Annotated in this window: 21 protein-coding genes; 5 read left to right on the top strand and 16 right to left on the bottom strand. The window is 60.8% G+C overall.

Annotated elements, in window-relative coordinates:
• Positions 1-4: 4 nt before the first annotated feature.
• The 3 genes from AC0V6K_RS05845 to xth are packed head-to-tail and all read right to left on the bottom strand — an operon-like array spanning position 5 to position 2,378.
• Positions 5-502, bottom strand: a complete 498-nt coding sequence (locus AC0V6K_RS05845; RefSeq protein ID WP_472625510.1) for a GNAT family N-acetyltransferase — start codon at positions 500-502, stop codon at positions 5-7.
• Positions 499-1,536 (bottom strand): GTP cyclohydrolase II, encoded by a 1,038-nt coding sequence (ribA, locus tag AC0V6K_RS05840; protein ID WP_472626032.1) that lies wholly within the window; start codon positions 1,534-1,536, stop codon positions 499-501. The genes AC0V6K_RS05845 and ribA overlap by 4 nt, the downstream gene beginning before the upstream one ends.
• Before the next feature lie 53 nt (positions 1,537-1,589).
• Entirely contained in the window at positions 1,590-2,378 is a 789-nt protein-coding gene (gene xth / locus AC0V6K_RS05835; protein ID WP_472625508.1) for an exodeoxyribonuclease III, read from the bottom strand.
• 101 nt (positions 2,379-2,479) lie between these two features.
• On the opposite strand from xth, the gene AC0V6K_RS05830 reads away from it, so the two are divergent.
• Positions 2,480-3,916, top strand: a complete 1,437-nt coding sequence (locus tag AC0V6K_RS05830) for an alkaline phosphatase (RefSeq protein WP_472625506.1) — start codon at positions 2,480-2,482, stop codon at positions 3,914-3,916.
• A 246-nt stretch (positions 3,917-4,162) separates the two neighbouring features.
• Here AC0V6K_RS05830 and AC0V6K_RS05825 read toward each other — a convergent pair whose 3' ends face one another.
• From AC0V6K_RS05825 to pabB, 5 genes are all read right to left on the bottom strand, one after another.
• The gene (locus AC0V6K_RS05825) at positions 4,163-4,840 is read right to left on the bottom strand and encodes a LolA family protein (protein ID WP_472625504.1); all 678 of its coding nucleotides are present in this window, start codon (positions 4,838-4,840) and stop codon (positions 4,163-4,165) included.
• Between the two features lie 121 nt (positions 4,841-4,961).
• Positions 4,962-5,129 carry a 50S ribosomal protein L33 gene (gene rpmG / locus AC0V6K_RS05820; protein WP_007165948.1) on the bottom strand — a complete coding sequence of 56 codons (168 nt, stop codon included), beginning with the start codon at positions 5,127-5,129 and terminating at the stop codon, positions 4,962-4,964.
• A 143-nt stretch (positions 5,130-5,272) separates the two neighbouring features.
• Complete coding sequence (gene arfB / locus AC0V6K_RS05815) at positions 5,273-5,689, bottom strand: alternative ribosome rescue aminoacyl-tRNA hydrolase ArfB (RefSeq protein ID WP_472625502.1); 417 nt, start codon at positions 5,687-5,689, stop codon at positions 5,273-5,275.
• On the bottom strand, positions 5,682-6,407 hold the full coding sequence (locus tag AC0V6K_RS05810) for an RluA family pseudouridine synthase (protein ID WP_472625501.1): 726 nt from the start codon (positions 6,405-6,407) through the stop codon (positions 5,682-5,684). The genes arfB and AC0V6K_RS05810 overlap by 8 nt, the downstream gene beginning before the upstream one ends.
• 211 nt (positions 6,408-6,618) lie before the next feature.
• On the bottom strand, positions 6,619-8,427 hold the full coding sequence (gene pabB, locus AC0V6K_RS05805) for an aminodeoxychorismate synthase component I (RefSeq protein ID WP_472625499.1): 1,809 nt from the start codon (positions 8,425-8,427) through the stop codon (positions 6,619-6,621).
• Between the two features lie 122 nt (positions 8,428-8,549).
• Here pabB and AC0V6K_RS05800 point away from each other — a divergent pair, with 122 nt between their 5' ends.
• A complete protein-coding gene (locus AC0V6K_RS05800; protein ID WP_472625497.1) occupies positions 8,550-10,124 on the top strand; it encodes a helicase HerA-like domain-containing protein in 1,575 nt (524 codons plus the stop codon).
• 119 nt (positions 10,125-10,243) lie between these two features.
• On the opposite strand, the gene AC0V6K_RS05795 is transcribed toward AC0V6K_RS05800, so the two are convergent.
• The 7 genes from AC0V6K_RS05795 to AC0V6K_RS05765 all read right to left on the bottom strand — a co-directional run bounded on the left by AC0V6K_RS05795 (position 10,244) and on the right by AC0V6K_RS05765 (position 17,474).
• Positions 10,244-11,605 carry a sensor histidine kinase gene (locus tag AC0V6K_RS05795; protein WP_486172580.1) on the bottom strand — a complete coding sequence of 454 codons (1,362 nt, stop codon included), beginning with the start codon at positions 11,603-11,605 and terminating at the stop codon, positions 10,244-10,246.
• 49 nt (positions 11,606-11,654) lie between these two features.
• Entirely contained in the window at positions 11,655-12,401 is a 747-nt protein-coding gene (locus tag AC0V6K_RS05790; protein ID WP_472625494.1) for a response regulator, read from the bottom strand.
• A 123-nt stretch (positions 12,402-12,524) separates the two neighbouring features.
• The gene (locus AC0V6K_RS05785; RefSeq protein WP_472625493.1) at positions 12,525-13,244 is read right to left on the bottom strand and encodes an EF-hand domain-containing protein; all 720 of its coding nucleotides are present in this window, start codon (positions 13,242-13,244) and stop codon (positions 12,525-12,527) included.
• A gap of 274 nt (positions 13,245-13,518) precedes the next feature.
• Complete coding sequence (locus AC0V6K_RS05780; protein WP_472625491.1) at positions 13,519-13,914, bottom strand: cupin; 396 nt, start codon at positions 13,912-13,914, stop codon at positions 13,519-13,521.
• 38 nt (positions 13,915-13,952) lie between these two features.
• Entirely contained in the window at positions 13,953-14,336 is a 384-nt protein-coding gene (locus AC0V6K_RS05775) for a VOC family protein (RefSeq protein ID WP_472625489.1), read from the bottom strand.
• 82 nt (positions 14,337-14,418) lie between these two features.
• A complete protein-coding gene (locus AC0V6K_RS05770) occupies positions 14,419-16,233 on the bottom strand; it encodes an aminopeptidase P family protein (RefSeq protein WP_472625487.1) in 1,815 nt (604 codons plus the stop codon).
• Between the two features lie 80 nt (positions 16,234-16,313).
• Positions 16,314-17,474, bottom strand: a complete 1,161-nt coding sequence (locus AC0V6K_RS05765; protein ID WP_472625486.1) for a hypothetical protein — start codon at positions 17,472-17,474, stop codon at positions 16,314-16,316.
• A 189-nt stretch (positions 17,475-17,663) separates the two neighbouring features.
• Between AC0V6K_RS05765 and AC0V6K_RS05760 the strand changes: the two genes are divergently transcribed.
• Genes AC0V6K_RS05760 through AC0V6K_RS05750 form a run of 3 tightly spaced genes read left to right on the top strand, consistent with a single transcriptional unit; the run spans position 17,664 to position 21,281 of the window.
• Complete coding sequence (locus AC0V6K_RS05760; RefSeq protein ID WP_472626030.1) at positions 17,664-19,781, top strand: S9 family peptidase; 2,118 nt, start codon at positions 17,664-17,666, stop codon at positions 19,779-19,781.
• Complete coding sequence (locus AC0V6K_RS05755) at positions 19,778-20,179, top strand: acyl-CoA thioesterase (RefSeq protein WP_472625485.1); 402 nt, start codon at positions 19,778-19,780, stop codon at positions 20,177-20,179. Before AC0V6K_RS05760 ends, AC0V6K_RS05755 begins: the two co-directional genes overlap by 4 nt.
• Positions 20,180-20,234: 55 nt before the next feature.
• Entirely contained in the window at positions 20,235-21,281 is a 1,047-nt protein-coding gene (locus tag AC0V6K_RS05750) for a substrate-binding domain-containing protein (RefSeq protein WP_472625483.1), read from the top strand.
• A gap of 21 nt (positions 21,282-21,302) precedes the next feature.
• On the opposite strand, the gene AC0V6K_RS05745 is transcribed toward AC0V6K_RS05750, so the two are convergent.
• Entirely contained in the window at positions 21,303-23,702 is a 2,400-nt protein-coding gene (locus AC0V6K_RS05745) for a DNA translocase FtsK (protein WP_472625481.1), read from the bottom strand.
• Between the last annotated feature and the right edge of the window lie 9 nt (positions 23,703-23,711).

Here is a 23,711-nt window from a genome sequence, read left to right as displayed (position 1 = left end):
CAGTTTAGCCGAAAGCCCGCGCGTAAGATACCTCACCGCTTGGCAATTCGCCTTCCAGCAGCAAGCACTGGAAATACTCGGGCGGTGGTCCGGGATACTTCAACTGGGGTTCGTGTTTGAAGCCAAAGCGCGGGTAGTACTCGTTGCTCCCAAGCAAGATGATGCCCTTAGCACCCTTTTGCCGCATATCGGCGATGCCGCGATTGATCAGCGCGCCGCCTATGCCTTCGCGCTGTAGTTCTGGCCAAACCGATACAGGGCCAAGTCCATACCAATCCCGCGCGCCGTCGGTGATGGTAACGGGCGAAAACGCGATATGGCCGACGATCCTCTCCGCGTCTTCGGCGACCAGAGACAGTGTCAAATCGCCATCCGCGCGCAGCTTGTTTACCAGCTCCGGCTCGTCTCCATCGCTGAACGGCATGGGGTCAAACGCAGCCTTGGTCAGCGCAAAGATTGTCTCCTCGTCGCCGGGCGCCTCATCACGAATGGTAATGCTCATTTGAGCAGATGCCCCGAACGGTCGCGCTTGGTGGCGAGGTAGCGGGCGTTGTGCGGGTTGTCGGGCAATTGGTGTTGCACGCGCTCGGTCACAGTGATCCCAGCCTCGGTGAGTGCATCCACTTTCTTCGGATTGTTGGTCATCAACCGGATCGTTGTCGCACCGATCAATTCGAGCATCCGAGCTGCCACCGGGAAGTCGCGCGCTTCATCGGGCAGGCCAAGCCGCTGGTTCGCATCCACTGTGTCGAAGCCCTGATCCTGCAGGCGATAGGCGCGCAGTTTGTTAATGAGGCCAATCCCGCGTCCCTCCTGCCGCATGTAAAGCAGCACGCCCCAACCATCATCTTCGCGGGCATGCCGCGCCATGGCGTCGAGGCTCGCATCGAGCTGCGGTCCGCAATCGCATTTGAGGCTGCCGAGCACATCGCCAGTCAGGCACTCCGAATGCAGCCGCACCAGCGGCACTTTGTCTCCCGTCTGTTTGCCGATCACCAGCGCGACATGCTCTCGCGTATCTGCAGTCGAACGAAACGCGATGATCTCGGCATCCTCGCTTGCCGTGACAGGCAGGCGCGCCCGAGTGACGATGTCGAGCCGGCCCGTATCGGTGTAAGCGGCGAGATCGCTTGCATGGAGCGGGTGTGGCTCACCCCCTTCAACCGGATCGACCATAAAGGCGGGAAGAATGCCGGCAATGCGAGCATACTCCATCGCCGCGACCGCCTCGTCCGGCCAATTGATGCCGTCCGCGCGAAACGGGCCTTTGAGCGGATTGTTGAGGTCCAGCGACGGATCAGCGATTGCGCGCGCCAGATCGAGCGAGATGGGTTCGCCGCCCCTGATCAGTATCGGCGTGTGCGGCACATCGCTGCGCGCTGCCTCACGTTGGTTGGTGAGTTTCAATGTCGCCGCGCGCGCAGCCGATATCAAAAGCTGGCCGGATAGCGCACCGCGCGCGATGGCGGTTTCGATAGGGAGCAGAACCGGACCACCGGCAAAATCAAGCGCCCAGCCATGGCGCAGCGCATCCACCGCTTGCGCGGCGCGCCGTTCGGGCGAAGGGCCCTTCAGGTGGTTATCCCCGCTCAGAGATCGAACTCCGTGATCAGCGGGATGTGATCGGACGGCTTTTCCCAACTGCGCGCCTCTTCAAGCACGCTGTGCGCCGTGGCCTGTTTCGCGAGCTGTGGGCTCGCCCACATATGATCGAGCCGCCGTCCGCGGTCATTCTTGCGCCAATCGGGCGAGCGGTAAGACCACCAGCTGAAATAGCGTTCCGGATCCTGGATGAACTCGCGGCCGACATCGACCCAGCCGTGCGCGTCTTTGAAGCGTTGCAGGGTTTCGACTTCGAGCGGGGTGTGGCTGACAACTTTGAGCAGCTGCTTGTGGCTCCACACATCGCTTTCGAGCGGAGCGATGTTGAAATCACCGACGATCAGCGTGGGCGCGTCCACGTTGTCCGCCCAGCGCGTCATCCGTTCGAGAAAATCGAGCTTCTGCCCGAATTTCACATTCTTCTCGCGGTCGGGAATATCGCCGCCGGCGGGCACATAGACGTTCTCGACCACCATGCCGGTATCGCCAACCTCGACACCAATATGCCGTGCTTCGCCGTTCGCTTGCCAGTCATGGCGTGAGACCTCTTTCAAGGGCAGACGGCTGACCGTGGCGACGCCATGATAGCCCTTTTGCCCGCACACCGCCTGATGCTCGTATCCCATCGCGGCGAGCGCCTCGGCGGGGAACTTGTCGTTCTCGCACTTGATCTCCTGCAGGCAAAGGACATCGGGCGCGTGCTCGGTGAGATACTTCTCAACGATGGGCAAGCGCAGGCGGACGGAGTTGATATTCCAGGTAGTGACAGAAACCATGATTGGGGACTTAGGGGCGAGGCACTTGCCCCACAAGCTTTAGCTTTGCTGTCACAATGGATAGCGATAGGGAGCACGCAATGTTCTTTGGAGAGCCAAGCATGATCCGCACTCGTTCTTTCACCGCACTGTTGGTCGGCGCCGCTTTATCGCTTGGCGCTTGCTCGACCGATCAGGGCAGGACTTCTGTCGCCAGCGCTTCGCAGCCCGTGCCGCAGGAAGCAGCGCCCAAGAAAGCGAAGAATGTGATCCTGTTTATCGGCGATGGCATGGGCATCTCCACCATCACCGCGGCTCGTATCTATGCCGGACAGAAGCGCGGAGAGACGGGCGAAGAGAATCTGCTGAGCTTCGAGAAGTTCGACAATGTTGCGCTCGTCAAAACGTACAACACCAACGCGCAGGTTCCTGACAGCGCAGGCACGGCGACCGCGATGCACAGCGGCAGGAAGACCCGCATTGGCGTGCTCGGCATTGGGCCAGAGGCTGCACGGGGCTCCTGCGCCGATGCTCTTACACATCCGCTTCCATTGCTCGGCGAAGAAGTAAAACAGCGCGGGCTTGCGCTCGGCATTGTCTCTACCGCGCGCCTGACCCACGCGACACCGGCCAGCGTCTACGCTCGCAGCGCCGACCGGAACTGGGAGTCGTATGTCAGCAGTAGCGAGAGTTTGGACAATTCGGCCTGCGACGACATCGCGACCCAGCTGGTCAAAGCCGATTTCGATGTGGCTTTGGGTGGGGGCAAGCGCTCTTTTCTTGGCGGTGAGAACGGCGGCAATCGCAAAGAAGCCGATGTCGATCTCGCCGCACAATGGACCGCTCGCACAGGCGGTTCGTTCGCAACGACCAAAACCGAATTGGAAGCGGCACCGGCAGATAAACCCGTTCTTGGTCTCTTCAGCTCCAGCCACATGACTTACGAGGCCGAGAAGGATGGCACCAAGGGCGCCAGCGAGCCTACGCTGACCGATATGACCGCGCAGGCGATTGCGCGGCTCAAGTCGGATCCGGACGGCTATTATCTCATGGTCGAATCCGGTCGTATCGATCACGGCCACCACGCGGGCAAAGCAGGCTACGCGCTCGAAGAAACCGTCGAGTTCGCCCGTGCGATCCAGTACGCGATCGACAACACCAATCCCGAAAACACTCTGATTATGGTCACCGCAGACCACAGCCACGTCTTCACCATTGCGGGCTATCCGCGCCGCGGAAACGACATTCTGGGTCTGGTAGTGCCGCCATCAGGCGACCTGACCAATACCGAAGAGCCAACACCCGCAACCGATGGCAAGCCTTATACAACGCTCGGCTACGCCAATGGTCCAGGCGCCATCGCAAACAAAGCCGAGCGCCCCGATCCGGCCACTGGCGTCAACGCGCAGCAGCAATCGACCGTGCCGCTTTACAGCGAAACCCATGCGGGCGAGGACGTTGCCCTCTACGCGCAAGGGCCTGGTGCAGAGAAAGCGCGCGGCGTGATCGAGCAGAATGTCATCTACGACATCATCCGCGCTGCATTCGGTTGGGACTGAAGCGCTAGAGCGCTGACATCGTGTAGGAAAGAAATGAAAAACCCCTGCCCCGGGGGCGGTGGGACAGGGGTTCCATTCAGCGTTCGTCACGCTTGTCCAAAGCGGCCATCACGAAGGACCGGGCAACAGGGGGGAAACCCACCTTCAGCCGCTTTGTATTTGTAAAATTACGGCGTTTTAGCTTTCGCGTTTATGAACGTGAGCCCGATTTTGTCGTATCTATACAACTAAACGCGGTTCAACCGTTCATCGCGGTCGACGAGACGTTTTACGCGGGTCTTTGAATGTAAACGTGCTTTCCGCGACCGAAACGCCATAGCGGTGATTCGACAGGCGGACGGTCGTGCGGTGATTCTGCGCGTCCAAAGCCACCCAGTTCGCAAGCTGCCATCCACCCGGCGCCCGGCCGTTCTTCGTGAAGATCATCGTGATCGTGCCGTATTCCGGTTTTTTCGGATCGCGCACCTGAACGCTGATGACGTTGCTGTTTCCGGTCGGGATCAGTTTGCCATAACGCTTCACATCGCGATTCGGATCGAGCAGCGCGCCAAGCGGCGAGTTCTTGATCGGCCAGCGCTGCACTTGGCGCACTTCGTAATCGACCATGTAGAGCGAGCGGCCATTTGAGACGACCAGCAGATCAGCGTTCTTGCCGTAATCGAATCGAATCTTGCCCGGACGTTTCAGCGTCATCTGCCCGCGCGCAACAGCGCCCGAACGATCAGTTTGGGTGAAGCTGGCGCGCATTGTCGAGATGCCGCGCAGTGCGGTCACCACCTGATCCAGCTTCGCTGAATTGCTCTGCGCCTGCGCCTCGGCCACGGGGCTCAAAGGCGTTTCACCTGGCAGCGACAGCGCAGCCACGCCGACGCCAGCAATGGCGGCGATCTTCAAGGCTTTGGTCGGTACGAATCGTGTCGGCATGGTCAAAACTCCCGCATTCTGGACAAGGAGCAATAGGCTCAGCCGAATGATTGCAGGCTGAACCGCCGTGTTGGCAAGCTGAAAGGTAGAAGTTTCTGCAATGCGTGCAGAAAAGCCGATCTTACTTGATCTTGGCTTCTTTGAACTCGACGTGCTTCTTCGCGACCGGATCGTATTTGCGGAACACCATCTTCTCGGTGATGTTGCGCGGGTTCTTCTTGGTCACGTAGTAAAAGCCCGTGCCCTCGGTCGAGACGAGCTTGATCTTGACGGTTGCGGGCTTCGCCATGGCGGTTTCCTAAATGCTTGGTGTCGCTCTGTGAGAGCGTGAAAAGGTCTAAAACAAAATGGGCGACGCAACCCGCGCCGCCGATCAGGGCGCGCCAATGAGCGATTCACGGGGTAAAGTCAAGCAGAGTCACGCGATCTCGCTCACCAATCAGACCCGCTTGGCTTGCCTCTATTGGCCTTCACGGTGCCGCGCGCCTTCTTCGCTTTCAGCCGCTTGGTCTTGCCGACTCGGTTGACCCTGCTCTTGGCGCGCTTCTTTGGCTGGCGATGCGCGGCCTCGAGCATTTCCTCCAGCTTCGCGCGCGCCGCCTGCCGGTTGGCTTCCTGCGTGCGGTGCTGGCGCGCTGTGATCAGCAAATCGCCTGCCGCCGTCAGCTTCGATCCCGCTGCCTCTCGCAACCTTGCGAAGACGGGCGGGGGTAGGCGCAGTGCGTATATGTTGACCCGCAGCTGCACCTCGGTCGCGACTTTATTGGCATTCTGCCCGCCGGGACCAGAGCCGGCGAGGAAGCTCTCCTCCGCCAAAGCGTGGGCGCGGCTGAGCAGTATGTCATCCATCGACTGTTTGTGCAGCGGGCGGTGCGGGTGGTTCGGGCGCTTCCGGTGCAGTCAGGCCTGCGCGCACGAAGTCTTCCGGGAAGGGAGCATAGGCGCTGATCGGGGGCTTGTTTCCGCGTTGCAATGTGATCGTCTCGGCGTGGAGCATGGTGCGCGGCGCGCCCTTGTTCTGCCCGCGCACGGGCCCATAGACCGGATCGCCCAGCAGCGGCGCGCCGAGCCCTTGCAGCGCATGGACCCGCAACTGGTGGGTGCGCCCGGTGGTCGGGCGGAATCGGATCAGCGAGCGTCGTTTGTCGCCCTCTCCAATGGTCTGGAGCAGCTCCCAATGTGACACCGCCGGTTTGCCCTTTTTCGCCGCAATCATGCGCCAACCTTTCTCTGCGCTGCTGATCTTGGCGAGGTTGAGGGCAATGGTGCCCGATTGCTCGCTCGGCTCGAAATCGATCACCGCAAGGTAGGTCTTACCCACCAATCGGTCTTCGAATGCCTTGTTGAAGCGTTTCAGCGCTTTGGGATTGCGCGCCAGCAGCAAGCATCCGCTCGTGTCGGTGTCGAGCCGGTGCACTGCAACTGGCGGTCGTTGAAAGCCCAGCTTCAGCTGCTCGATATGGTCCCACAGCGCCGGGCCGCCGCGCTTGGGGCGGTCGACCGGCAGGCCAGCGGGCTTATCGATCACCAGCGCTTCGCCGTCTTCGAATAGGATGGGGATGTTCATAGGGTTTGGTCACTCGGCTGCGAAGACTGACTGCGATCTCAACGCTTCATCGTGCGTCTAGAACGCCTGAAACAGTTGAAACAGTGTTCAAGGGCAAAATTCCAATCGATCAATAATGTGCGGTTTGATCGATTGGTTCGATTGAGGGGTGGGGCGACGTTTCATGCCCCGCTTCTTCCCATATTGCGCCGCGGTAGGAAACTGCTGCGCGCTATACAAGCTTTGCGGCGAACAATCCGCGTAGCGCGTTGCCGAGCAAGAAACCATCGGCGAGGTCATCAAGCGTCAATTCGGCCTCTGTCGCGCGGCCTTCGGCAATCAGGTGTTCGCGCAATATGCCGGGGAGCAGGCCCAGCGAAGCGGGCGGGGTGAGCAACACGCCATCGCGCTCTACAAACACATTGGTGAAGCTTCCTTCGGTCACCAGCCCATCATCGCGCACCAACACCGCCTCGCCAGCGCCAGCGGCTTTCGCCGCGTTCAACGCGTCTTCGTAAAACCCACGATCCGAGGTTTTGTGACGCAGCCGCCAATCCGACGGGTCGAGCGGGCTGGGCAGGGCAATCACGTCCACCGTTTCGGCATTCGGCTTTGGCATTGGCCCGGCTTCCAAAGCCAGTTCGCCGCTCCTCGCCACCAACAGCCGCAGCTTGGCCGCATCCTCCAACTCGAAACACAGCGCCTGAATCTGGTTGCGCGCGGCGTGGCGGTCGAATTCGAAGCCCAGCACCTTCGCGCTTTCCTTCATCCGCGCCAGATGCAGCTCCAGATGCGCGACGCCGGTTTCGGGGTCAAAGCGCATTGTCTCGATCAAATCGCAATTGGGCGCAGTCAGATCGGGCGAGGCGCGCCGTGCGAAGCCCGCTTTCACCTCGCATTCGCGCCGTTCGGCCATGGCGTCGCTATCGGCGACGATGGCAGAGCCGACGCCCAGCATCGCATTGCCCTGATCATTCTCGATAGGCGTCAGGCGCAAAGTGCGGATGGCGACGTTAAAGGCGGCGTTTCCATCTGCGTCGATCCGGCCAATCGCCCCGCAATAGGGGCCGCGTGCATCGCGCTCGACTTCGTTGATTAGCTCCATCGCGCGGATCTTGGGTGCGCCGGTGATCGAACCGCATGGGAACAGCGCCCCGATCAGATCGCCTGCGCCTTTTCCTTCCGCCAGTTGTGCGTGCACGGTGCTCACCATCTGGTGCACGGTGGGATAGCTTTCAATGGCAAACGGCGCATCCACACGCACGCTGCCCGGCACCGCCACACGGCTCAGGTCGTTGCGCATCAGATCAACGATCATCAGGTTTTCGGCCTTGTCCTTGACCGACATGGCCAATTCTTCGGCGAGTTCGGCATCGCTCGCAGCGTCACCACCGCGCGGGCGCGTGCCCTTCATCGGCTTGGCCTTCGCGCTGTCCCCTTCCAGCGAAACGAACAACTCGGGCGAGAAGCTTAAGAGCCAGTGCGAACCATCAAAGATCGCGCCGCCATACCCGGCCTTGGCCGCACCGCGCAGCCGAGCATAGATCGCCATTGGATCCCCGCGATAGGAACCGGCGAGCGGGTAGGTGAGGTTCGCCTGATAGATATCGCCCGCATGGATCGCCTCGCGCAGTGTCTCGAATGCGGCTTCGTAGCCGCCGGGCGAAACCTGCGGATCAAGCGGGCCGATGGAGCCGTCGCCCTCAGCCCTCTCATTCAGCCATGCGTCCACATTCTCGGCAGCAATGCGGCGTGGTTCTTCGAACAGGCCCAGCCAGACCAGCGGCCCGGCCGCGCCATTGCGAGCATCGGCCAATCCGCCCAGTTTAGGCTCCAGCGCCAAGCCGGCTTCATAAGCAATATAACCGGCCAGCGTGCCGCGCCCCTCGGCGCGTGCAGCCTCGGCCTTGGCCAAGACATCGGCCACATCGCCGGGATGATAGGCTGCGAAGACCTCGATCGGCGCCTCATACAGCATCGCATCCGCCGCACCGCTTTCGCGGGCGTCATCCAGCAACACGAATGGCGACCGTTCTCCCATCAATTCCTGCATTAGACGTTCGTTCGCTGCTGTCGAGAGGTTGACCGCTTGGATTTGGGCTTGCAGACGTCATGACAACACAAGTGGGCGACAATGACACATCACTTAGGGGTCACAATTCGATGAGCGATATCTTCCTTGGACTGGGCAGCAATGGCGAAAACCAGAGTCTGGCGCTGAGCCGGTCCAACCGTCACGGCCTAATCGCGGGCGCAACCGGCACGGGTAAAACGGTGACCTTGCAAGGTTTGGCCGAGAGCTTCTCCGCAAATGGCGTGCCTGTCTTCGTGGCCGACGTGAAGGGTGATCTGTCGGGCATCGCTATGCCCGGCTCGCCGACTTTCAAACACGCCGACAAGCTGGAAGGCCGCGCCAAAGAGCTTGGCATGGATGATTACGGTTATTCAGACAATCCGGCGATCTTCTGGGACTTGTACGGTGAGCAAGGCCACCCGATCCGCACCACGGTTTCGGAAATGGGTCCGCTGCTGCTCGCGCGCCTGCTTGATCTGAACGACACGCAAGAAGGCGTGCTGCAGATCGTGTTCAAATATGCCGATGAAAACGGCCTGCTGCTACTCGACTTCGGTGATCTGCAGTCGATCCTGCAATGGGCGAACGAGAACGCGAAGGAGCTTTCGGGCACCTATGGCAATGTCTCGAAGCAATCAGTTGGTGCGATCCAACGCCAGCTGCTCAGCTTTGAAGCCCAAGGGGCGGACCACTTCTTTGGAGAGCCTGCGCTGGAGATCGACGATTTCCTCAAATGTGACGAACAGGGGCGCGGCTATGTGAATGTTCTTGCCGCTGACAAGCTGATGCGCAGCCCGAAGCTTTACGCGACGTTTCTGCTGTGGCTGCTCGCTGAATTGTTCGAGAGCCTGCCCGAAGTCGGTGATCCTGAGAAACCCAAGCTGGTGTTCTTCTTTGACGAGGCACACCTTCTTTTCGACGATGCCCCTAAAGCGCTTCAGGAGAAGATCGAGCAGGTCGTGCGTCTGATCCGTTCCAAGGGCGTTGGCGTGTTCTTCTGCACCCAGAACCCGATCGACATCCCTGAGGAAGTCGCTGGCCAGCTCGGCAACAAGGTGCAGCATGCCCTGCGCGCCTTCACGAAGCGGGACCAGCGCGCAATCAAGGCTGCGTCCGAAACCTTCCGCATCAATGAAGAGCTGGATGTCGAGCAGGTCATCACCGAGCTGAAAGTGGGTGAGGCACTGGTTTCGACGCTCGATGAAGATGGCGCGCCGACTGTCGTTCAACGCACGCTGATCAAACCGCCGCGTTCGCGCCTTGGCCCGCTAACCGCGAAAGAGCGCGCAATTATCCAGTCGATCAGCCCGTTTGACGGCAAGTATGACGAACGCGTCGACCGCGAGAGCGCAGAGGAAGTGCTCGCGCAGAAGGCCGCTGATGCTGCGGCCACCGCAGAAGAAGTCGCCGAAAAGGGCGAAGAGGAAGTCGGCAAGCGCTCGCGTAAGTCAAAGAGCATGTGGGAGAAGGCCGTTTCGCGCGGGACCAAAGTCGCCGCAGGCGGCATGGCGGGCGCAGCGGCAGCCGCTGTTCTGGGCAAGAAAAGCCGCGCCAATCCGGTGAAGTCAGGCATCACGTCAGCGGTCGGCTCCATCGCCACCGATCTGGCAGGCCCGATCGCGGGCCGCTTTGTGCGCAACTTGATCGGCGGCTTAATGCGTTAGATTGCCTCAAGCGCCGGCGCGGGCATCCGCCCGCTTGGCTATCCTCGCTCACGCGCCTTGACGGTCGCGTCGCTGTGGGCGGGCGGTCGCCCTTGCGAACCCTAATGGGTCCGATGAACTTAGATCGGCAGACGGATTTCCGCCCGCAGGCCGCCTTCGCTGCGGTTCGCCAGCTCCAGAGTACCGCCGTGTTGTTCGGCAATCGCGCGGGCGAGGGTGAGGCCCAGTCCTGCGCCGCCGGTTGCGCGGTTGCGGCTGGCCTCCCCGCGCGTGAACGGTTCCAACATCGTCTCGATCTGATCCGCAGGAATGCCGGGCCCTTGGTCGTCCACGCGGATCACGGCATGGCCATCGGCCTTGAGCACGGAGAGCTCCGCTGAACCGCCATAGCGCACCGCATTCGAAACCAGATTTCGCACCGCGCGCTTGAGCCACGTTTCCTGAACCCGCGCGGCGAGGCGCGGGGGATCATTGATCGTCACCGGCTCTTCGAGATCCTCGAACTCCTCGACGATGCCGATGGCGAGCGCGCCCAGATCGATGACTTCAGCCGTCCCGCCGCGTCCGACACGGGCAAGCGAGAGAATATCGTCCAGCGTGCGGGTGATATCCTCAATACTGTCCGCCATGCGGGCGCGCTGAGTGTCGTTGGGTACGCTTTCGATCCGCACCCGCAGGGCTGCAAGCGGGGTCTTCAGGTCATGCCCGATCGCCCCAAGCATCACGTCTTTTTCGTCCAGCAGAGCGGCAATGCGCGCTTCCATGGCGTTATGCGCTGCAATCAGCTGGCGCGTGTCGGAAGGACCGCTTTCCTCAAGCACCACGGCGCGGTCCGGATTGCTGGCAAAGTCTCCCACCCGCTCGGTCAGCCGCGCCAGCGGGCGCGTGATGCGGCGCAGAACGAAGAACAGCAGCGTCATCAGGACGACAAAGATCACGAGCGTTTGTGCTGTGGTGACCGCGATGACAGTGCGATCCGCGCGCGGATTGGGCACGCGCACCACATGCCATACCCCGCCATCCGTCCATTGCACTGCTGCGACGAGAATCTCGGCGGATACTGTCTCCAAACGTCGAACCGATCGTCGCCAACCGCGCGTGCGCTCAAAAAGCACCGGATCATCTTTGGCGAGGCGCTGCGTCACAATCACGTCATGCGGCTTTTGGCTCATGAAATCTGTGATGCGTGTTGTAATGAGCGCGGCCAGTTCGCTGTCATTCACCTCTTCGGAAAGCAGCGGATACGTTTCGGTGATCTCAGGCCGCAAAGGCGGTGCCCCGCGTTGATCCGCGCGCCGCGGACGGCGCCTTTGATTGTCGGACAACACCTCTTCCCCGCGATCCCTGCGAAGCATGGGGCTGCCCCAGATCAGGCTAACAATTGCGGTTACCTGCCCTTCTTCGCGCCGGTCCTCTGCGATGCGGTAGATCAACACCGATGTGATCGTCTGCGCCAGCAACAATGCCAGCGCGACGGCCATCAGGGTCTGACCAAGAAGACTCTTTGGAATAAGCCGCCCCATCTACGCCTCAACTTTCCGGTGCAGGAGGACTGCGTTTGACCTGTGCAGCAAAGCGGTATCCGCCGCCGCGCACGGTCAGAATATATTGCGGCTCGCGCGTGTCGGCTTCGATCTTGCGGCGCAGGCGGCTCACCTGATTGTCGACCGCGCGGTCAAACAGATGCGCGGTGCGGCCCTGAACCATATCGAGCAGCACATCGCGGTCCATGACCTTTTTTGGATTGTCGAGAAAGGCGCGCAGCAGGCGAAACTCGGCGGTCGAGATCGGCACTTTCACGCCTTCGGGATTGGTCAGTTTGCGCTTGAGCGGATCGAGCAACCAGCCCTCAAATGCATAATGCCAATCCTCCGCCTGAGCCTCGCGCGTTGGCCCGCGTCCGACGCGGCGCAGTACGGTGCGGATGCGGGCGACAAGCTCGCGCGGTTCGAAGGGTTTGACGATGTAATCGTCTGCGCCCAGCTCCAAGCCGATGATCCGGTCGGTGCTTTCGCCGCGCGCGGTCAGGAAGATCACAGGCAATTGCCGGGTTTCGACCAGGTGACGACAAAAGGACAGGCCGTCCTCTCCCGGCATCATAATGTCGAGAAGCACAATCTGCGGCACCGTTTCGTCGAGCATGCTGCGTGCGATCGCAGCGCTCTCGGCCTCGCTCACATCGAAGCCCTGACCGGAAAGATACTCGGCCAATGGCTCGCGCAAAGTCGGTTCGTCATCGACCAACAGGACTTTGGGATTGGCGGTGTCGGCGTTCATCGGTCTCTCTTAGTGCGGATTGGCGGAGCGGTGTATTCTAAAGTGATTTGGCCCGACCTGCTCGCCAAAACCGCTGGATGCGACGAACAGGCCGGGCCAAGATTGTGCTGTGTCAGCGTGTGATCAGCGTGCGTCGCGACGCTGCCCACGCATCCCTTGGCGGCGTTCCTGACGCTGGGCGCGCATTTTCTCGCGTGCCGCTTTGCGCTCTTCAGTGGTGATCGTGCCGGACTTGTCAGTGTCAACGCGGGCGAAGCGGGCTTCGACGGCTGCGTCAAACTCTGCGCGGCTAACGACCTGATCCTTGTTGGTGTCGGCGCGGCGCAACATGCGCATCATCCGCTGCGGGCCACGGCGACCACCACGCATCTCAGCGCGCTGTCCACGGCGCTGGCCGCGTGCTTCACCACGCTGTCCGCGCCGTTCTGCACGTGCTTCCTGCGCAGCCGCCATTTCGGCTTCGCTCACGCCACCGCTGTTGTCGGTGTCGAGGCGTTCGAAGCGCTTTGCCTGACGTTCTGCACGGCGTTCAGCGCGTTTTGCCTGACGGGCTTCGCGCGCTGCTGTCATTTCGGCCTGGCTCAGTTCGCCATCATTGTTGGTGTCAGCTTCGGCAAAGCGAGCGGCGCGGCGGGCTTCACGGTCGGACTTGTCGATCTGACCATCATTGTTGGCATCCATCCGCTCAAAACGCGTTGCAGCATGGGCTTTGGCCTCGGCCAGCGACACTTCACCATCGCCATTGGCATCGGGATTGTGCTTTCCGCCGTGCTGCGCAACGGCAATGCCAGCGGTTCCAAGTGCCAGAGCGGCAACGGTCAATGTGAGGGTCTTCTTACGCATATCAAAACTCCTATTCGTTCTATCTAGAAGAGTTGCGGCGAGACACCAATTCGCTGCGTAGGGGGCGCAGCGGCGACCGGGGTATTGGCTGGCCCAGGGGAGGCCAGCCTTTCGTCGTTTGAGGAGAGTGCCGCTTGAGGCGCTCACCGCAACTCACAAGAGCCGTTATAGGTGTGCGTTGTCGCAGGATTATGCCGGTTCAGCGTTACTTTGTCGCAAAGTGTATCAGGTTGGGCCCCGCGTTCATGGACCCGAAAGTCTGGCGGGCGCGAGATCATCTCGGGCGCATCTGCGTGCCTTCGCCAGAGGTGATGAAGATGGCGGTCGCGCTCTCTTCCACATCGGCAATATGCCACACGCCAGGTGGATTGATGGCGTATTCTCCGGCTGACAAAGCGACGGTTTCGCGCTGCCCGTCAGGAAACTCCTGCGTCAATACCATTGTCCCGTGGGTGCAAATGACCACTTCGGATCCGTTGGGATGCATTTCCCAAGTGTCCCACCCTTCGGTGAAAGTGTGTTGCGACACCAACCGACCTTCGGCGCCGTCACCACCATGGCGTGCGCCATACTCTTCATACCAATCCATGCCCGAGAAGGGCGGCTGGGGCACGGCAGTCGCGCCCAGCCCGAGGTGAAGAAAGCTATCAGTGAGTTTGCGCGCAGTCATGTTGCCCTCCTAGCCCGCTTGGTCTTTTCCGCCGCGCCCTATCCCGTTGGCGCAGTCATGCAGAACACGTTGAGCTTGTTGCCATCCGGATCGCGGAAATAGCCCGCGTAAAAGCCATCGTCTCCGCGCGGGCCGGGCGCGCCTTCGTCGCTGCCGCCATTGGCCAGCGCAGCGTCATAGACCGCCTGCACCGTGTCCGTATCGGCGACTTGCAGTGCCACCATCGTGCCGTTGCCGACGGTCGCTTCCTGCTCGTCAAAGGGCTTGGTCGCAGCGATGCCGGGCGCGCCTCCCATTTCGCCCCATGCGATGAAGGTGTCAAAATCCATCATGCGGCCCACGCCGAAATGCTTGGCAATAGCATCGTAGAAAGTCGCTGCGCGCGGCAGGTCATTGGTGCCAAGGGTTACGTAGCCGATCATGTCATATCCTCCTCTGGCGCGCCGCCCGTTGCGACTCGCGATATGAGAACATTACTGGAACAAACTATCCACTACAAGTGCGCTAAAGCGGTTGTGTGTGCCGTTCCACCCATGCGCGGTCCTCGCCCTCAAGCTGCGGCGCGATCAAATCGCGCACCGCGACGTGATAGGCATTAACCCAAGCGATTTCGTCCGGCGTCAGCAGGCTTTTCTCGATTAGAGTGCGATCGAGAGGTACGAATGTGAGGCATTCGAAGCCGAGATAACCGCCTTCTGCGCCTTCGATCGGCTTTTCGACCGTCAGCACAAGGTTCTCGATCCGGATGCCGAACGCATCGGGTTTGTAATAGCCCGGTTCGTTCGAAAGGATCATGCCGGCCATCAGCTCTTGAGACGTGCCAGCCTGCCCGCCAGCGGGCTTGGCGATGCGTTGCGGGCCTTCGTGCACGCCAAGGAAGCTGCCGACGCCGTGACCGGTGCCGTGGGCGTAATCGACCCCGCCTTCCCAGAGATATTGGCGCGCGAGCACGTCGATCTGGCCTCCGGTTGTGCCTTGCGGGAAGACTGCACGGTCGATCTGGATGTGGCCTTTCAGAACGCGGGTAAAGCGGTCCTTCATCTCCGCGCTGGGCTGCGCGCCGTTGGCGGAATTGATCCACACGGTGCGGGTGATGTCTGTGGTGCCCGCGGGATACTGACCACCGCTATCGACGAGGTAGATTGAGCCGGGCGGGATCGGAATGTTGCTGTCCTCGTCGACCTTATAGTGCGGCAGGGCGGCATGGCCGGCGGCGGCGCTGATTGTGTCGAAGCTGGTGTCGCGCAGATCGCCAGCCTCACGCCGGAGCCCTTCGAGTTTTGCGGCGGCGGCGAGCTCGTCAATTTCGCCCGACGGCGCGGTTTCTTCGAGCCAACGCAAGAAGCGGCTCACTGCTGCGCCATCAATGCGCTGCGCGTCGCGGTGGCCCTGTTGTTCGGCGGGGTTTTTGACCGCCTTGGCGAGGATCGTGGGGTCCTGCTTGAACACAAACTTTGCCCCGCCCGCGCGCAGGCCCTGCGCAATGCCGACCACGCCGAAGGTGGGATCGATGCTGACACACTTGCCTGAATGTTCACCCAAGGCGGCCTCGAATTCACCTCTGTCGCGGATGGTGACCGCGTTGCCGAGATGCTGGGTGACTTCGGGGGTGACCTTGTCCTCGCCGATAAACAGCTCTGCGGTGCCGTCTTTGTGCGCAATCACATAAGACAGCGCGACCGGCGTGTGCGAGACGTCAGACCCGCGAATGTTGAGCAGCCACGCGATCGAGTCGAGCGCGGGGATCACCACCGCATCCAATCCTTCGCCGGTCAGCCAGTCGGCGATTTCGGCGCGCTTGTCAGCAGAGGAACGGCCCGCCAGCTCTTCGGTGTGCACAATCGCCTGCGCATCAGACGGTGTCGGCTGGTCGGCCCAAACTGCATCCAGCGGATTGCCTTCCGCGGGCAGCATCTCGATACCAGCTGACTTCACCGACTTTTCCAAAGCGGCGACCCAGCGCCATGTGTGCAGCCAGGGATCATAGGCGATCTTTGCGCCATCCGAAGCGACCTCTTTCAGCCAACCGCCAAGGCTATCACCCGGAATGCTGCGATATTCGAACAAAGCACCGTCCACTTGATCGCGGACCTGCACGGTGTAGCGCCCATCCACAAAGATCGCCGCGTGATCGAGCGTTACCGCCGCAAAGCCTGCTGAACCGCCAAAGCCGGTAAGCCATTCCAGGCGCTGCGCATAATCGCCGACATATTCGCTCATATGCTCATCGGAAATCGGGATGATGAATCCGTCGAGCTCGCGGCGCTTCAATTCCTCGCGCAGCGCGGCAAGGCGGGCTTCATGGGTCTGCATCAGCATCGGACGGGGCCTCTCGAGTCTCGAATTCGTATCGAGAACTCACATAGGCGCTTTGCCGCTGGTCTGCCAGCGATGGCCGTCTACTTGCGAGGATTGGCGTACCAGAACGTGCCGATCGGGTGATTGGGTGTGCCGAACACGTCTTCGCGCGGTTCAAGTCGCACAACTTCATACGCGGCCTTGCAGGCAGCAATATCGCTTGCATCGCTGCCTGCTGTTTTGGCTACGCGGCAGTGCGTCACCGCGCCTGAGGTATCGCCTTTGAGATAGAGACGCAGCTCGCTTGTGTCGCGTCCGCGCGGAAACACGCCGCGCTGGGCAAGCCGCTCTTCAAACGCGGCTGCGCCTTCCGCATTGATGCGCGTCCGTTCGATGCGGCCGTCCTTCGGACCAATAGCCATAAACCCTTCCGATCTCTGCATGATGTACAGCGGCACCGCGGCCGGCCTCAGGCGTGTATGGCTCCAATTGGGCACAAGCTCGTTCTTGGCAAAGTCACAGGCTTCTTTGTCTTTGTCGGAATTGCCCGACAGTTCGATCACTTTGCATTTCAGCTCGCCCCTTTCATCCCAGACGACCAGTCCGGTGCCCGGAAGATCTCTTGGGATATCGCCCCAACCCTGTTGCGGAGCGACTTTCCATCGCGGCGCTTGATAAAGGTAGGACACCCAAGAATTGCCCGGCGGAAACTGTCGCAGACCTTCAATCGAAGGCGCTGCCATGAGCATGGTTGGCGAGTCATCCCGTGTTGCGAACAAAGGGGAAAGAGGCGCATCGGGTTGGGCATTCCGGTTGCGCTCGAAAATGGAAAGATTGAACAGCCCCTCCACTCGCGTGCCATCATTGGAAAGCTGGGGCAGGAAACGTTTTCCTTTTGTATCATCGCACAGCTTGGCGAAGATCGGCAGTGGTTCGCGCCTATGCCGACATTCGGCAACGCTCCCGTCGGGACTGATCTTGAGCACGAGCCGGGCATATTTGCTCACATTTGCGTTGGCCAAGTGCGCCTGGACCAGCACTGAGTCGGCATCGAACCATTCAGCCAAGGGGGCGATAGACTGCGCAGTCCGCAAAGGAGGGTTGTCCCTGTCCAGTTCGCCATAGCCCGAAACGTCGAGCATTCTGTCTTGCAGCTGCCCACGCGTATTCTCGACACGAGGCGCTTTTGGTTCATCGGCCAAAGCAGGCGACGAAAGCGCAGCACAAGCCAAGAGAACTGCGGCGGAAAGACGGGTAATCATGGGCGGTGCGACCCTCCAGAGTGTTGAATTCTTTCTACGTGGCGTTGGCGAGATTAAGCAAGGCTTGCCAGCGTTAAGCAGCCAACCTAGCTGTTGCAAAAGACCACTCCCTAAAGAGCTTCCCCCATGACCATGTTCCGCTCGATCAGCACATTCAGCCTCGCCGCCGCGCTCGCCAGCGCGCCTGCCATGGCCACACCCCAGAATTCATCCGAGGAAACACCTGAAGTGACCGAAACCACGCCGACATCTCCACCGCGCGCCGAAAAGCGCGAGCACAGCTATACCCATCACGGCATCACCATCTCTGACCCGTATGACTGGCTGTACGACAAGTCTTATCCGGTCGTGGATGATGAGGATGTGCTCGATTACGTGAAGGCGGAGAATGCGTGGTTTGAAGCGCAGATGGCCCCGCAAAAGGCGCTGACCGACAAGTTGTTCGAAGAGATGAAGGCGCGGATCAAGGAGGATGACAGCTCCGTTCCGCAGCGTCGGGGTGAGTACCTCTACTGGTCGGAGTTTGAAGAGGGCGCGCAGTACCGCAAACACTACCGCAAGCCGATGGACGGCGGTGAAAACCAGCTGATCCTCGATGAAAACGAGCTGGCGGGTGACCTGGAGTATTTCCGCCTCGGTGCGGCGAGCGTCAGCAAGAATGGCAAGCTAATGGCCTATTCGACCGACACCAACGGATCGGAACGCTACACCGCGCGGATCAAGGACCTTGAGACGGGTGAATTGCTGCCTGACACGATCGAGAACCTTCGCGGCGGGCTGACATGGGTGAAGGGCGACACGGCGCTGGTCTATGGCCCCTCGACCGAAGAATGGCGCACGCTCGAAGCCAAGTTGCACGTGCTCGGCACACCGGTTGAAGAGGATGTGACGCTCTACAAGGAAGAGGACCAGAGCTTCGGCGTCGGCGCGGGGCTTTCGGTGCAGGACGACTATCTCATCATCGCGACTGGCGACAACGAGACGAGCGAAGTGCGCTTTGTTTCAGCTGATGATCCGACCGGTGAGCTGACGCTAATCAGGCCACGTAAGAAGGGCGTGGAGTATGATGTCGATGTGCGTGATGGTCTGTTGTTCATCCACACCAATGACGACCATGTGAATTTTCGCCTCGCCACCGCCCGGCTCGAGAGGCCTGCTGTATGGGAAACGCTTATCCCGGGGTCGGATGAGTTCTATTTGACCGGCGTATCGCTCTTCAAGGATTTCTATGTCACCGAAGGCCGCCTCGCGGGTCTCGACCAGGTCCAGATCCGCGACTACGCCGATGCTTCCAAGCTGCGCCCGATTGCCTTCCCCGAGGCGAGCTACAACGCGGGCCTGTCGAACAATCCCGAATATGATCAGTCCAAGCTGCGCCTTGCTTATGAAAGCATGGTCACGCCGGACTCGGTCTATGATTATGACGTGGCCAGCGCTTCGCTCGAACTCCTGAAGCAGCAGGAAATTCCGAGCGGATATGACGCGTCGCTCTACACCACAGAGCGGCTGGAGATCGAAGCGCGCGACGGAACGATGGTGCCGGTCAGTGTGGTTTACCGCAAGGATCGCAAACCGGGCGGGCCGCTCCACCTCTATGCCTATGGCGCCTATGGCTATGCCGTGCCGCCGGGTTTCTCGACCACGCGCCTCAGCCTTGTCGATCGCGGCTTCGCCTATGCCATCGCGCATATTCGCGGCGGCGATGATCTGGGGCGGCGCTGGTATCTTCAGGGCAAGATGTATGAGCGCACCAACACCTTCAACGACTTCGTTGATGTCGGTCGCGGGTTGATCGCGAAAGGCTACACCGCTGAGGGCAAAGTCACCGCCAGCGGCGGTTCGGCCGGCGGCGAGTTGATGGGCGCGATCATCAATCAGGACCCGTCGCAATACGGCGCCATCGTTTCGCACGTGCCCTTCGTCGATGTGCTCAACACGATGCTGAACAAGGACTTGCCGCTCACGCCGGGCGAATGGCAGGAATGGGGGAATCCGATCGAGAGTAAGCAGGCGTTTGCCTATATCCTCTCGTACAGCCCTTATGACCAAGTCACTGCGCAGGATTACCCCCCGATGCTGGTGACGGCTGGTCTGAACGATCCGCGCGTTACCTATTGGGAGCCTGCCAAATGGGTCGCCAAGCTGCGCGAATTGAAGACCGACGACAACGTGCTGCTGATGAAGACCAACATGGGTGCAGGCCACGGCGGCAAATCTGGGCGGTGGAATTCGCTTTATGAGACTGCCGAGGAGTTTGCCTTTATCCTGTGGCAGATGGGGATGGCTGACGAAGAGGCGGGTGAGTGACCACCCGTTTCACCCGCACTTTCACCGCCGCGCCTGAGCACATCGACGAGCTAGGCCACGTCAACAATGCGGTGTGGGTGCAGTGGATTCAGGATATCGCCACCGCGCATTGGGATGCGGCTGCGCGGCCCGAGGATCATGAGCAGTTCTTCTGGGTCGTGATCCGGCACGAGATTGATTATCGCGGCAATATCGCTGCGGGTGAGGCCGCTTTGGGAGAGACGCATATCCCCGATCCACCCAAAGGCGCGAAGTCGGTGCGCGTTGCCGAGTTCAAGGATGCAGACGGCAAAGTGCTGGTCTCCGCGCGCACCACTTGGGCCATGCTCGATCGCGCCAGTGGACGGCTCGCCCGCGTGCGCCCCGAAGTGATGGACCCGTTCCAAAACGCATCGTAATGGGCGTGTCACAGAATCTGCCTATTGCGCGGGATCAATCGGAATTCACGCACCCATGAAACGCACGCTTCAATCCATCGGCCTTGCCGCCACGGCCCTGCTGACGCTCAGCGCTTGTGATGCAGGCGGCACACGCTCGCACATCCACGCCGTTGGCTCTTCGACCGTTTTCCCCTTTGCCAAACTGATGGCGGAGAGCTTCGCGCTCTCGAACGGCGAGTACCGCTCTCCGTTGATCGAATCCACGGGGTCTGGTGCGGGGATTCAGGAGTTTTGCAAAGGGTTGGGCGCGAACCGCCCAGATATGGTCAACGCCTCGCGCCGAATGAAGGTTAGCGAGTTTGAAAGCTGCGCTGAAAACGGCGTGACCGAGATTATCGAGCTGCAAGTGGGCCTCGACGGGATTGCCTTCGCCTCGGCGAAAGGCGGGATCGAGCTGAACCTGTCGCCCAAGACCGTATACGAAGCGCTCGCCGCGCGTCCCTATGGCAAAGAGCAGACTGCGAAGACATGGAAAGATGTCGACCCGGCGCTGCCGGACGATCCGATCCTGGTTTACGGCCCATCAAGCACGTCGGGCACGCGCGATGCCTTGAAAGAGCTGGTTCTTGAAGCGGGATGCGACACCAATCCCGCAATGGAAGCGCTCAAGAAGACCGATAAGGAAGAGCATCAGGCGATCTGCACCAATGTGCGGCCCGATGGCGCCTATATCGATCAGGGCGAGCAGGATAACCTGATCGTTTCGAAGATTCAGGGTAACCCGCGCGCTATCGGTCTGTTCGGCTTCTCCTACCTCGATGAGAATGCCGACAAGGTTCAGGGTCTGCCGATGAACGGCTTTGACCCGACTTACGACAACATCGCCAACTTCGATTACCCCGGCGCACGCCCGCTTTATGTCTATGTGAAGAAAGCCCACATGCGCGCCATTCCGGGTATGCAGGCTTTCCTGCAGGAGTGGGTCAACAACTGGAAGCGTGACGGCATTCTGGCGAAGATCGGTTTGGTGGCATCACCGACTGAAGCGATGGCCGCGAACGAGGCCAAGGTCACTGACCTGCTGACGCTGACGCGTGAGGAGCTGGAAGGCGGGGCCTAAGCCAGCCGCGCTTCCAATCAATTAAATCGGATTGCCGTCCTGATCGCGGAAGATTTCGCGGCGGCCGACATGGTTGGCCGGGCCGACCAGCCCTTCGCTCTCCATACGCTCGATCCATTTGGCGGCTGTGTTGTAGCCCACGCCCATCTGGCGTTGCAGCCAAGAACCTGAAGCCTTCTGGTTCTCGATCACGATTTGGCACGCCTGACGGTATTTGCGCTCGTCAGGATTGTCGCTGGCGGTGAACTCGTCCTCGAACGAGAAGCCGCCACCATCTTCGGGTTCTTCCGTGACCGCGTCGATATATTCCGGTTTACCCTGCGCGCGCCAGAAATCGGCAACGGCTTCGACTTCTTCGTCGCTCACAAACGGGCCGTGGACACGCACGGTTGCGCCGGTGTTTGGCTTGTAGAGCATATCGCCGCGGCCCAGCAGCTGCTCGGCACCTTGCTCGCCCAGAATGGTGCGGCTGTCGATGCGGCTGGTCACCTTGAAGCTGATACGCGTGGGCAGGTTGGCCTTGATCACGCCGGTGATGACATCGACCGAAGGACGCTGCGTCGCCATGATCAGGTGGATGCCCGCCGCGCGTGACTTCTGTGAAAGGCGCTGGATCAGGACTTCGATTTCCTTGCCCACGGTCACCATCAAGTCAGCCAGCTCGTCTACGATCAGCACGATCTGCGGCAGCGGTTCGTAATCGAGCTGCTCTTCTTCGTAGATCTCGTCGCCTGTCTCGGGGTCAAAGCCCGCCTGCACACGGCGGCCCAGCGGCTTGCCCTTGGCAATCGCGGAGCGGACCTTGTCGTTGAAGCTGTTGATGTTGCGCGAGTTGACGCTGCTCATCATGCGATAGCGGCGCTCCATCTCTTCGACCGCCCACTTCAGCGCGCGCACCGATTTGTGCGGTTCGGTCACCACGGGCGAGAGGAGGTGTGGAATGTCGTCGTAGGACTTCAATTCGAGCACCTTGGGATCGATTAGGATCAACCGGCACTCGGCGGGCGTGAAGTGGTACAGCAGGCTCAGCAAAATGCAGTTGAGGCCAACCGACTTACCCGAACCGGTCGTACCCGCGACTAGGAGGTGAGGCATGGCGGCAAGGTCGGCGATGATCGGCTCACCAGCGATATCCTTGCCCAGAATGATCGGCAGATTGCCCTTGTGCTCGGCAAAGTCGGCGCTTCCGGCGAGCTCTTTGAGCAGCACCATCTGGCGGTCAGCGTTGGGAAGCTCAATGCCCATGACAGTCTTGCCCGGAATGGGTGAGACGCGCGCCGAGATCGCAGACATGTTGCGCGCAATATCTTCGGCAAGGCCCACAACACGGCTGGCCTTGATACCCGGTGCGGGCTCCAGCTCATACATCGTCACCACAGGGCCAGTGCGGACCGCGGTGATCTCGCCCTTCACGTTGAAATCGTCGAGCACATTCTCGAGCAGGCGCGCGTTGCGTTCGAGCGCGAGCTTATCGAGCGAAGGCTTCTTGTCCTCGGAAGGATCGGCGAGCAGGTCGAGGCTCGGCAGATCGTAGGTTGCGAACATGTCGCGCTGGTTCTTCTTCGCGGCGACAGCTTTCTTGGGCGGGGCGGAAGGATCGGTGATTTCGGGTGCACGGCGCGGGGCGGGTTCAGGCGTTTCTTTGGCCGCCTTCTTGCTTTGGCGTCGGGATTTGGGTGCGGAGATATCATCCGGATCATCTGCCGCAGGTGCGGGAAGCAGCTTGTTGCCGCCAAGCCCGGGAATGCGTGCAAGCACACCGGTTGCCCCGCCAGTCAGAAACAGTGGAAGCGTCAAGAGCGAGCGCCAATCGATCGCAAAGATACGGGTGAGCAATGCCGCCGCTCCGCCAAGGCAGATCAAAGCCAGCGCGAGGATGACCCAGCCCGATGCGCCTTCGCCGAACCGACTGCCAATCGCTTCAATGGCGCCTGCACCCAAAAGGCCGGACACACCGCCCAATTGAGCAGGCAGCGTGCCGCCCGCGCTGTCAAATGCCAGCGAAAGCACTGTCGCGAGCAGAACCATCGCGATCAGCAACAGGCCCGTGGGCAACCACCAGCGCATTGGCTCGTCCACCGCGTCCAGATCGTCCTCGGTCTCTACATCGCGCCACAGCTTGCGCGCAGAAATGTAGAGCAGGGGAAGCAGCAGCACGCAGGGCAAGCCGAAAATGAACAGCGCGCGGTCTGCCAACCATGCACCCGATAAGCCCATCCAGTTGCCTACTTCTTCGCCCGATGCGGCGGTCGAGGGACTTGGGTCGGTTTGGGTGTAGCTGACGAGTGAGAGTGCAAGGAACGCCATACCGATCAGCAGCAGGGCGGCGCCTGTCATCTGCGCGGCGCGGCGCATGGAACGACGCAGGCCGGCGCGCCATTCGACGCTGGATTTGCGGGTGTTGATAGCGCGGCTGGCCATGGGGGTTCC

Source organism: Erythrobacter sp. S43, from assembly GCF_057364955.1.
This window is presented reverse-complemented; position numbering and strand designations above follow the sequence as displayed.

Excerpts from the sequence above, each read along its gene's own strand:
- AC0V6K_RS05845 (WP_472625510.1), bottom strand. The coding sequence starts at position 502 with ATGAGCATTACCATTCGTGATGAGGCGCCCGGCGACGAGGAGACAATC.
- xth (WP_472625508.1), bottom strand. The coding sequence starts at position 2,378 with ATGGTTTCTGTCACTACCTGGAATATCAACTCCGTCCGCCTGCGCTTG.
- AC0V6K_RS05830 (WP_472625506.1), top strand. The coding sequence starts at position 2,480 with ATGATCCGCACTCGTTCTTTCACCGCACTGTTGGTCGGCGCCGCTTTA.
- AC0V6K_RS05825 (WP_472625504.1), bottom strand. The coding sequence starts at position 4,840 with ATGCCGACACGATTCGTACCGACCAAAGCCTTGAAGATCGCCGCCATT.
- rpmG (WP_007165948.1), bottom strand. The coding sequence starts at position 5,129 with ATGGCGAAGCCCGCAACCGTCAAGATCAAGCTCGTCTCGACCGAGGGC.
- arfB (WP_472625502.1), bottom strand. The coding sequence starts at position 5,689 with ATGGATGACATACTGCTCAGCCGCGCCCACGCTTTGGCGGAGGAGAGC.
- AC0V6K_RS05810 (WP_472625501.1), bottom strand. The coding sequence starts at position 6,407 with ATGAACATCCCCATCCTATTCGAAGACGGCGAAGCGCTGGTGATCGAT.
- pabB (WP_472625499.1), bottom strand. The coding sequence starts at position 8,427 with ATGGGAGAACGGTCGCCATTCGTGTTGCTGGATGACGCCCGCGAAAGC.
- AC0V6K_RS05800 (WP_472625497.1), top strand. The coding sequence starts at position 8,550 with ATGAGCGATATCTTCCTTGGACTGGGCAGCAATGGCGAAAACCAGAGT.
- AC0V6K_RS05795 (WP_486172580.1), bottom strand. The coding sequence starts at position 11,605 with ATGGCCGTCGCGCTGGCATTGTTGCTGGCGCAGACGATCACATCGGTG.
- AC0V6K_RS05790 (WP_472625494.1), bottom strand. The coding sequence starts at position 12,401 with ATGAACGCCGACACCGCCAATCCCAAAGTCCTGTTGGTCGATGACGAA.
- AC0V6K_RS05785 (WP_472625493.1), bottom strand. The coding sequence starts at position 13,244 with ATGCGTAAGAAGACCCTCACATTGACCGTTGCCGCTCTGGCACTTGGA.
- AC0V6K_RS05780 (WP_472625491.1), bottom strand. The coding sequence starts at position 13,914 with ATGACTGCGCGCAAACTCACTGATAGCTTTCTTCACCTCGGGCTGGGC.
- AC0V6K_RS05775 (WP_472625489.1), bottom strand. The coding sequence starts at position 14,336 with ATGATCGGCTACGTAACCCTTGGCACCAATGACCTGCCGCGCGCAGCG.
- AC0V6K_RS05770 (WP_472625487.1), bottom strand. The coding sequence starts at position 16,233 with ATGCTGATGCAGACCCATGAAGCCCGCCTTGCCGCGCTGCGCGAGGAA.
- AC0V6K_RS05765 (WP_472625486.1), bottom strand. The coding sequence starts at position 17,474 with ATGATTACCCGTCTTTCCGCCGCAGTTCTCTTGGCTTGTGCTGCGCTT.
- AC0V6K_RS05760 (WP_472626030.1), top strand. The coding sequence starts at position 17,664 with ATGGCCACACCCCAGAATTCATCCGAGGAAACACCTGAAGTGACCGAA.
- AC0V6K_RS05750 (WP_472625483.1), top strand. The coding sequence starts at position 20,235 with ATGAAACGCACGCTTCAATCCATCGGCCTTGCCGCCACGGCCCTGCTG.
- AC0V6K_RS05745 (WP_472625481.1), bottom strand. The coding sequence starts at position 23,702 with ATGGCCAGCCGCGCTATCAACACCCGCAAATCCAGCGTCGAATGGCGC.